Source organism: Arthrobacter humicola, assembly GCF_039531445.1.
GTDB lineage: Bacteria > Actinomycetota > Actinomycetes > Actinomycetales > Micrococcaceae > Arthrobacter > Arthrobacter humicola.
Genome location: NZ_BAAAQB010000035.1, coordinates 54,860 through 63,726, shown reverse-complemented (window position 1 = coordinate 63,726; position 8,867 = coordinate 54,860). Strand labels below are relative to the sequence as shown.

Here is an 8,867-nt window from a genome sequence, read left to right as displayed (position 1 = left end):
CTCCGCCCGGCCTGAGCCGGGCGGAGGGCCCTCGTCCTGGTTGGCTGGACTACGCCGCTGCCGCTACGCCTGGGCGGGCTCCTCGGGAGCTGCCAGCACGACTCCGCTGACGGCCAACTCGCCGTCGCCGGCCACGAGCGAGATGTCACGCGCATTTGCCGCGGCCTTGAGGTCGGCCAGGCCTGCCTTCAGCTGGGTGATGATCGACTCCGGTGCCGTGATGGCGGCAGAGAGCACCTCGGTGCGCTGTTTGACCTTGGCCTCGGACTTGGCCTTGCGGATGCCGCTGAGCGCGGTGCCGACCGTCCCCAGGAGGTTCGTGTCGCCGTCGATCTCGACTGCGGACGGCCACTGGGCGCGGTGCACGGAACCGGTGCGCCACCAGCTCCAGACTTCCTCCGTGGCGAACGGCAGGAACGGGGCGAAGAGCCGCAGGAGGGTGTCCAGGCTCGTCGCGAGGGCGGCCAGCACCGACGCCTGCTGCTCCTCGCCGGCGGCACCGTAGGCACGGTCCTTGATGAGCTCGACGTAGTCGTCGGTGAAGTTCCAGAAGAAGCTCTCCGTGATCTGCAGGGCCCGGGCGTAGTCGTAGCCCTCGAACGCCTTCGTGGCCTGCTGGACGACGTCGGCGAGCTGGGCCAGGACGGCGCGGTCCAGGGGGTTGCTCAGCACGGACAGGTCGCCGGAAACCACCGAGTCCTCCGTGGCGCCCAGATTCAGGACGAATTTGGAGGCGTTCAGGAGCTTAATGGCCAGGCGGCGGCCGATCTTCATCTGGGCGATCTCGTACGCCGTGTCCGCACCGAGCCGGGCGGACGCGGCCCAATAGCGCACAGCGTCGGAGCCGTATTCATCCAGCACGTCCGTGGGAACAATCACGTTGCCCTTGGACTTGGACATCTTCTTGCGGTCCGGGTCCAGGATCCAGCCGGAGATGGCTGCGTGCTTCCACGGCGCCGTGTTCTGCAGCGCGTCGGCGCGCACGGCGGAGGAGAACAGCCAGGTCCGGATGATGTCGTGACCCTGCGGGCGCACATCGAACGGGTAGACCTTGGCGAAGAGTGCCTCGTCAGTGCTCCAGCCGCCCACAATCTGGGGGGTCAGCGAGGACGTGGCCCAGGTGTCCAGGACGTCCGCGTCGCCCGTGAAGCCGCCCGGCACGTCGCGCTGGGCTTCCTCGTAACCGGGCGCGGCGTCGGCGGCCGGATCCACCGGCAGCTGCGCGTCCGCGGGCAGGATCGGGGCGTCGTAGTCGGGGTTGCCGTCGGCGTCCAGCGGGTACCAGACCGGTACCGGGACACCGAAGAAGCGCTGGCGGGACACGAGCCAGTCGCCGTTGAGCCCCGAAATCCAGTTCTCGTAGCGGGAGCGCATGAAGGACGGGTGGAACTCGATTTCGTTGCCCCGGCCGATCAGCCGTTCGCGCCGGTCCTCATCACGGCCGCCGTTGCGGATGTACCACTGGCGGGACGTCACGACCTCAAGGGGCTTGTCGCCCTTCTCGAAGAAGTTCACCGGGTGCATGATCTTCTTGGGCTCGCCGTCGAGCAGTTCCGCGGCGGCCAGGAGTTCCACCACGCCCTCCTTGGCGCTGAAGACGGTCTTGCCGGCGATTGCCGCGAAGTTGGCGCGGCCTTCCTCGGTGGTGATCCACTCCGGGGTCTCGCCGATGATACGGCCGTCGCGGCCCACGATCGCGCGGGTGGGCAGCTGCAGTTCGCGCCACCACGTGACGTCGGTGAGGTCGCCGAAGGTGCAGACCATGGCGATGCCCGAGCCCTTGTCCGCCTTAGCGAGCGGGTGGGCCTTGACCTCCACCTCGACGCCGAACAGGGGAGAGGTGACCTTCTTGCCGAACAGCGGCTGGTACCGCTCGTCGTCGGGATTCGCCACCAGCGCGGCACACGCGGCCAGCAGCTCGGGGCGGGTGGTCTCGATGAAGATCTTCTCGCCCTCGGCGGTGAAGAACGGGTAGCGGTAGTAGGCGCCCGCGACTTCGCGGTCCTCAAGCTCGGCCTGGGCCACCGCGGTGCGGAAGGTGACATCCCACAGGGTGGGCGCCTCGGCCATGTACGCGTCGCCGGCACTCAGGTTGGCCAGGAAGGCCCGCTGGGAGATCGCGCGGGACTTGTCATCGATCGTCCGGTAGGTCAAGTTCCAGTCCACGGACAGGCCCAGGGTCTGGAACAGGTGCTCGAAGACCTTCTCGTCCTCGACCGCGAGCTCCTCGCACAGCTCGATGAAGTTCCTGCGGGAGATGACGTCGAAGTCGCGCTGGTTCTTGGCGGGCTCGGCCGGGGGGCGGTAGCCGGCGTCGTAGGAGATCGCCGGATCGCAGCGCACGCCGTAATAGTTCTGCACGCGGCGCTCGGTGGGCAGGCCGTTGTCGTCCCAGCCCATGGGGTAGAAGACATTCTTGCCGGTCATGCGCTGGTAGCGGGCCAGGACGTCGGTCTGCGTGTAGGAGAACATGTGTCCTACGTGGAGGGAACCCGACGCCGTCGGCGGGGGAGTGTCGATCGAGTAGACCTGCTCCCGGGTGGTGTCCGGGTTGAACTTGTAGGTCCCTTCGTCAAGCCAGCGCCGGGTCAGGGCGCCTTCCAGCCCCTCCAGGGCGGGCTTGTCCGGAACGTTGATGGGGGTGGTGGTGGGCGTGTCTGTACCCTGATTGTCTTCAGCCATGGGTCAATTCTTCCACGGCCCGCAGCGCCGACCTGCAGTAGCATGCGCAAATGGACAATTCTCCGGAAAGCGGTGCCGGAAACTTCGTGCTCAAGCGCGTCTATGACGCCCCCGCGGACGACGACGGCTGCCGGGTTTTGGTGGACCGGCTCTGGCCGCGGGGCGTCAGCAAGGAACGGGCCCGGTTGGACCTCTGGCTCAAGGACGTGGCGCCCTCCCCGCCGCTGCGCACGGAATTCGGGCATATGCAGGAACGGTTTGCGGCGTTCCGGGCGGCCTACGAGGCCGAGCTCGAAACCAACCCGGCCGTGCAGACGCTGTACGCCCTGGCGGCGGAACACGGGAAAGTGACACTCCTGTTCGGGGCGCGGGACCCGGAGACCAACCACGCCCGGGTGCTCAAGGAGTTCCTGCAGCACGGCGGCCACAGCGGGAACTGAGCCCGGCATTGCCGTTAGGGTGGTGCCATGACTGAGGGAATCGACAACAACGCAAAAGCAGCCCCGGCAGCAGCGGCCAAGGCAGCCGTGGTCACCGGCGCCAGCACCGGGATCGGCGAAGCCACCGTGCGGGCGCTCCGCACGGAAGGCTGGACCGTGTTCGCGGTCGCCCGCCGCGCGGACCGGCTCGAAGCGCTCGCTGCCGAGACCGGCGCCGTCGCGCTTCCGGCCGACGTGACCGACGACGCCGACGTCGCCCGGCTCCTCGACGAGGTGACCCGGGCCGGCGGCATCGACACCCTGGTCAACATCGCGGGCGGGGCCCGCGGCGCCGACAAAGTCGCCGAGGCCAAGACCGGGGACTGGGAATGGATGTACCAGGTCAACGTGCTGGGCAGCATGAAGCTGATCCGTGCGTTCCTGCCCATGCTGCGGGCCTGCGGCGAAGGCACCGTGCTGAACCTGACCTCGACCGCCGGATACGCGGCATACGAGGGCGGCGGCGGCTACAACGCGGCCAAGTTCGCCCAGCACGCACTGACCGGCGCCCTGCGGCTCGAAGAGGCCGAGCACAACGTTCGCGTGATCGAGGTGGCCCCCGGCATGGTCTACACCGAAGAGTTCGCACTGAACCGCCTCGGCGACCAGGACGCGGCCGCCAAGGTCTACGCCGGGGTCGAGAAGCCGCTCTCCGCCGAAGACGTTGCGGACGTGGTCCGCTACGCCGTCTCCGTCCCGCACCACGTCAACCTGGACGAGATCGTGATCCGCCCGGTAGCCCAGGCCTCCAACTTCAAGGTGATCCGCAAGGCCTGAGAAGGACACCGGGCTGCGGGGCGCCTGCGCTGCCCGGGCAGCGGCGGTGCTGCGGTCAGCCGCCGGCGGGGACTCTCAGTGTGGCCAGTACTGCTGCATGGTCCGAGCCGACCACGGGCAGCACGGAATAGCCGTAACTGCGCACCTGCGGGCTGGTCACGACGTGGTCGATCACCACGCCCGGCAGGGGCGGTCCGGCCTGCGGCCAGGTCGGAACCAGACGGGCCAGGGCCGCGGCCCCGGCGTCGACGAGGGGGCCGGCGGGGCCGGCCCCGCCTTCGCCGCCCGCCAGCATCCGGCGGAACTCGGCGTGGTCCAGGGTGGCATTGAAGTCGCCGAGCAGCAGCACGTTGCCCGGACGGACCGCGACGCGCCCCAGAGCCGCGAGTTCGCTCCGCCACTGCCCGGCCCGGCCCCACACCGGAGCCTTGGTGTGCACATTGGTCACGTCGAGGGAGACCGGCCGTCCGTTGGGGTCCCCGGCCGGAGCCGGGCCAAGGTCCATCCGCACGGTGGGCATATGGAAAGCGGAACCGTCCACGGAGTCCAACGGAGCGATCGGGCGGGAGGAGTACACGCCGCCTCCTCCCGCGCCCTCGACCGCCCGGCTGATCCGGTGCGGAAGCAGCGTGCCCAGCCCCTCGGCATCCAGCCGTCTTTCCAGGGCGGGCGAGAGTTCCTGGACGGCAAGCAGCTCGACGCCGTTCTCGCGCACCAGCCGCACCACCTCCGCGGCGTCCGCCTGGCCCTTCCACGCATTGAATGTCATGACCTTCAGTTCGGTGGCGGGCGGCTGTCCCGTGCCCGCTTCCTGCCCTGCGCCCTGCTGCCCGCCTTGCAGTGGATCAGCCTGCGCAGCCAGGAGCCGGTCCGCTAACCGGTCCGGCGGGAACAGCCAGAGCAGCTGGAGGGCCAGCAGGGCACCGGCGGGCAGGACCGTCCACGGACGGCGTCCCGGCAGCGCCAGCAGGAAGGCGGCCCCGGCCGGAAGCGCGAACCAGGGCGTGAAGGCCACGAGCTGCACCACCGGCGACGGCCACGGCGCCGGGACCGCCCGAAAAAGGGACACCACGGCCACGGGCGCGGCGCACAGGGCCGAGGACACCTGCCAGCGGCGGCTCGCGCGGCGGCTCATCATGGGTCGGCCCGAGGCGGCCGGGGGTCGGTCATGGCAAGAGTCTAAGCAGTCCGGCCGTTCGCGTCGCCCCTGAGGGCACGTTTGCCGGGCGGTGTCACTGCCGGTCACTGCCGGTCGCTCCATTTGGGGCCGTGATTTGCAGTAACATCGACGTAGCAGCTTTGACCCGGCCATCACCGGTGAGCTTCCGGAAGAACACCCCCGCGTGCGGTGGCGACGTAGTCGCGGCAGCGCGTGCAGGGCCAGTAGAACCGGACGGGTAAGCCCGTCACAGCAGTAATGAGCGGCCGACGCCGGCGCAGCCCCTTTCCCGAAAGGGTGCGGGCCCGGTGGCGGTAAGTGAGGTGGTACCGCGGTGCCGGTGTTGTCGAAAGACAGTGCAGGAGCCGTCCTCGCATCCTGAATGAATACATGTGTTCGCCGCTCAACCCAGGATGTCGAGATGACCCATTACCCCAAGGCCTCAGCCGCACCCGCCGGTTCCACCACCTCCGCTTCCAACGCCTCAGGCGTGTCCGCCTCTGTGAAGTTCCCGGAGATCGAAGAGCGCATCCTCAAGTACTGGGACCAGGACGGCACCTTCCAGGCCAGCATCGACCAGCGCGACGCCGGCCAAGACGGCAGCAACGAATTCGTCTTCTACGACGGCCCGCCCTTCGCCAACGGCCTGCCGCACTACGGCCACCTGCTGACCGGCTACGCCAAGGACCTCGTAGGCCGCTACCAGACCCAGCGCGGCCGCCGCGTGGAACGCCGCTTCGGCTGGGACACGCACGGCCTGCCCGCCGAGCTGGAAGCCATGAAGCAGCTGGGCATGACGGACAAGACCCAGATCGAGGCCATGGGCATCGACAAGTTCAACGACGCCTGCCGTGCCTCCGTCATGAAGTACGCCGACGAGTGGAAGAGCTACGTCACCCGCCAGGCGCGCTGGGTGGACTTCGAGAACGACTACAAGACGCTCAACGTCGAATACATGGAGTCCGTGCTCTGGGCCTTCAAGCAGCTGCATGAGAAGGGCCTGACCTACAACGGCTACCGCGTCCTGCCGTACTGCTGGAAAGACGAGACGCCCCTGTCCAACCATGAACTGCGCATGGACGACGACGTCTACAAGAACCGTCAGGACCAGACCGTCACCGTCACCTTCCCCATCACGGCAGGGGAGTCGGAGCTGTCCAGGCAGCTCGCCGGGGTGCAGGCGCTCGCCTGGACCACCACCCCCTGGACGCTGCCCACCAACCTGGCGCTCGCCGTCGGGCCGGCCATCAGTTATGTGGTGCTGCCGGCCGGCCCGCACGGGATCAAGGCCGCCGCGGCCGAAGCCCCCGTGACGGGCAGCTTCCTGCTCGCCGGGGACCTGCTGGGCGCCTACGCCAAGGACCTCGGCTACGGCGACGGCGCCGAGGGCGTGGCTGCCGCCGAGGCCGCCGTCACCTCCCGCCACACCGGCGCCGAGCTCGAAGGGCTGACGTACGCGCCGCTCTGGGACTACTTCCACGATGCCGAGAAGTACGGCACCGAGAACGCCTGGCGCTTCCTCGTGGCCGACTACGTCACCACCACCGACGGCACCGGCATCGTCCACCAGGCTCCCGCCTATGGTGAAGACGACCAGAAGGTCTGTGAAGAGGCCGGCATCCCCGTCGTCCTGTCGGTCGACGAGGGCGCCAGGTTCCTGCCGCTCTTCGGCCACGGCGACCTCGCCGAAATCGCCGGGCTGCAGGTGTTCGAGGCCAACAAGCCCATCACCCAGGTGCTCCGCGCCCAGGGCCGCCTGGTCCGCCAGGCCAGCTACGAGCACAGCTACCCGCACTGCTGGCGCTGCCGCAACCCGCTAATCTACCGCGCCGTGTCCTCCTGGTACGTCGAGGTCACCAAGTTCAAGGACCGCATGTCCGAGCTCAACCAGGAGATCAACTGGATCCCGGGCAACGTCAAGGACGGCCAGTTCGGCAAGTGGCTCGCCAACGCCCGCGACTGGTCCATCAGCCGCAACCGCTACTGGGGCAGCCCCATCCCGGTGTGGCAGTCCACCGACCCGGACTACCCGCGCACCGACGTCTACGGCTCGCTCGCAGAGATCGAGGCCGACTTCGGCCGCCTGCCGCTGAACAATGACGGCCAGGTGGACCTGCACCGGCCGTTCATCGACGACCTCACGCGCCCGAACCCGGACGACCCCCGCACCCCGGAGGAAGGCCAGTCCGTCATGCGCCGTGTCGAGGACGTCCTGGACGTCTGGTTCGACTCCGGCTCCATGCCCTACGGCCAGGTCCACTACCCGTTCCAGAACGAGGAATGGTTCGACACCCACAACCCGGCGGACTTCATCGTCGAGTACATCGGCCAGACCCGCGGCTGGTTTTACATGCTCCACATCCTCTCGACCGCGCTGTTCGACCGGCCGGCCTTCCGCAACGTCATCAGCCACGGCATCGTCCTGGGTTCCGACGGGCAGAAGATGTCCAAGAGCCTGCGCAACTACCCGGACGTCTCCGAGGTCCTGGACCGCGACGGCTCCGACGCCATGCGCTGGTTCCTGATGTCCAGCCCGATCCTGCGCGGCGGCAACCTTGTGGTCACCGAGCAGGGCATCCGCGACGGCGTCCGCCAGGTCATCCTGCCGCTGTGGAACGTGTACAGCTTCTTCACGCTGTACACGAACGCCTCTGCCGGCGGCTCAGGCTACGACGCCAAACTCCGCTACGACGGCTACGCCGACACCCTGGACCAGTACCTGATGGCCAACACCGGGGACCTCGTCCGGAACATGACCGCCCAGCTGGACAACTACGACATCTCCGGCGCCTGCGACGAACTGCGCGGCTACCTGGACATGCTCACCAACTGGTACGTCCGCCGCAGCCGCCAGCGCTTCTTCGACGAGAACGTCGACGCCTTCGACGCGCTCTACACGGCGCTGGAAACGGTCTGCCGGGTCGCGGCCTCGCTCCTGCCGCTGGTCACCGAGGAAATCTGGCGCGGCCTCACCGGCGGCCGCTCCGTGCACCTGGCCGACTGGCCGGACGCCGACCTGTTCCCGGCCGACGCCGACCTCGTCGAGGCGATGGACCGGGTTCAGCAGATCTGCTCCACCGGCTCCTCGCTGCGCAAGGCCGCGAACCTCCGCGTGCGGCTGCCGCTGCAGGAACTCACCGTCGTGGCACCCGGCGCGGACGCGCTGGAAGGCTTCGCCGCCGTCGTCGCCGATGAACTGAACCTGCGCTCGGTCCGCTTGCTCGACGCCGAGAACGCCTCCCCGGAGGAATTCGGCATCGAGCAGAAGCTCGTGGTGAACGCCCGCGCCGCGGGCCCGCGCCTGGGCAAGAACGTCCAGCAGGCCATCAAGGGCTCCAAGTCCGGCGACTGGTCGGTCAGCGACGAAGGTGTGGTCACCGCCGGCGGGCTCGAGCTCGAGCCGCAGGAATACACCCTGGAAACCGTCGTGGCCGAGGCCGCCGAAGGCGAGGGATCCCGCGCAGCGGCCGTGCTGCCCGGCGGAGGTTTCGTGGTTCTCAACACCGAAGTCACCCCCGAGCTGGAAGCCGAAGGTGCGGCCCGCGACATGGTCCGCGCCATCCAGCAGGCCCGCAAGGACGCCGGACTCAACGTCAGCGACCGCATCCACACCACAGTCACCGCCAAGCAAGACATCATCGATGCCCTCCTGGCCAACGCGGCGCTCGTCACCACCGAAACCCTGACGGTCCGGCTGGACACCGTCCCGGCCGACGTCAAAGAACCGCAGGTCAGTGTTGCCAGGACCGCTGCAGAAGTAGGGGCCTAAG

General features: G+C 68.5%; 5 protein-coding genes. 3 read left to right on the top strand and 2 right to left on the bottom strand.

Features of this window, described 5'->3' with window-relative positions; genetic code table 11:
• Positions 1-63: 63 nt before the first annotated feature.
• Positions 64-2,682, bottom strand: coding sequence for a valine--tRNA ligase (gene valS, locus ABD243_RS12720; protein WP_344366237.1), 2,619 nt, complete (start codon positions 2,680-2,682; stop codon positions 64-66).
• A 50-nt stretch (positions 2,683-2,732) separates the two neighbouring features.
• Here valS and ABD243_RS12715 point away from each other — a divergent pair, with 50 nt between their 5' ends.
• Entirely contained in the window at positions 2,733-3,122 is a 390-nt protein-coding gene (locus ABD243_RS12715) for a DUF488 domain-containing protein (RefSeq protein ID WP_344366235.1), read from the top strand.
• Between the two features lie 27 nt (positions 3,123-3,149).
• Complete coding sequence (locus ABD243_RS12710) at positions 3,150-3,938, top strand: SDR family oxidoreductase (protein ID WP_344366232.1); 789 nt, start codon at positions 3,150-3,152, stop codon at positions 3,936-3,938.
• A 55-nt stretch (positions 3,939-3,993) separates the two neighbouring features.
• Here the strand turns inward: ABD243_RS12710 and ABD243_RS12705 are convergent, their stop codons facing one another.
• Complete coding sequence (locus ABD243_RS12705; RefSeq protein WP_344366230.1) at positions 3,994-5,076, bottom strand: endonuclease/exonuclease/phosphatase family protein; 1,083 nt, start codon at positions 5,074-5,076, stop codon at positions 3,994-3,996.
• 442 nt (positions 5,077-5,518) lie between these two features.
• Here ABD243_RS12705 and ileS point away from each other — a divergent pair, with 442 nt between their 5' ends.
• Entirely contained in the window at positions 5,519-8,866 is a 3,348-nt protein-coding gene (ileS, locus tag ABD243_RS12700) for an isoleucine--tRNA ligase (protein WP_344366226.1), read from the top strand.
• Position 8,867: the final 1 nt, after the last annotated feature.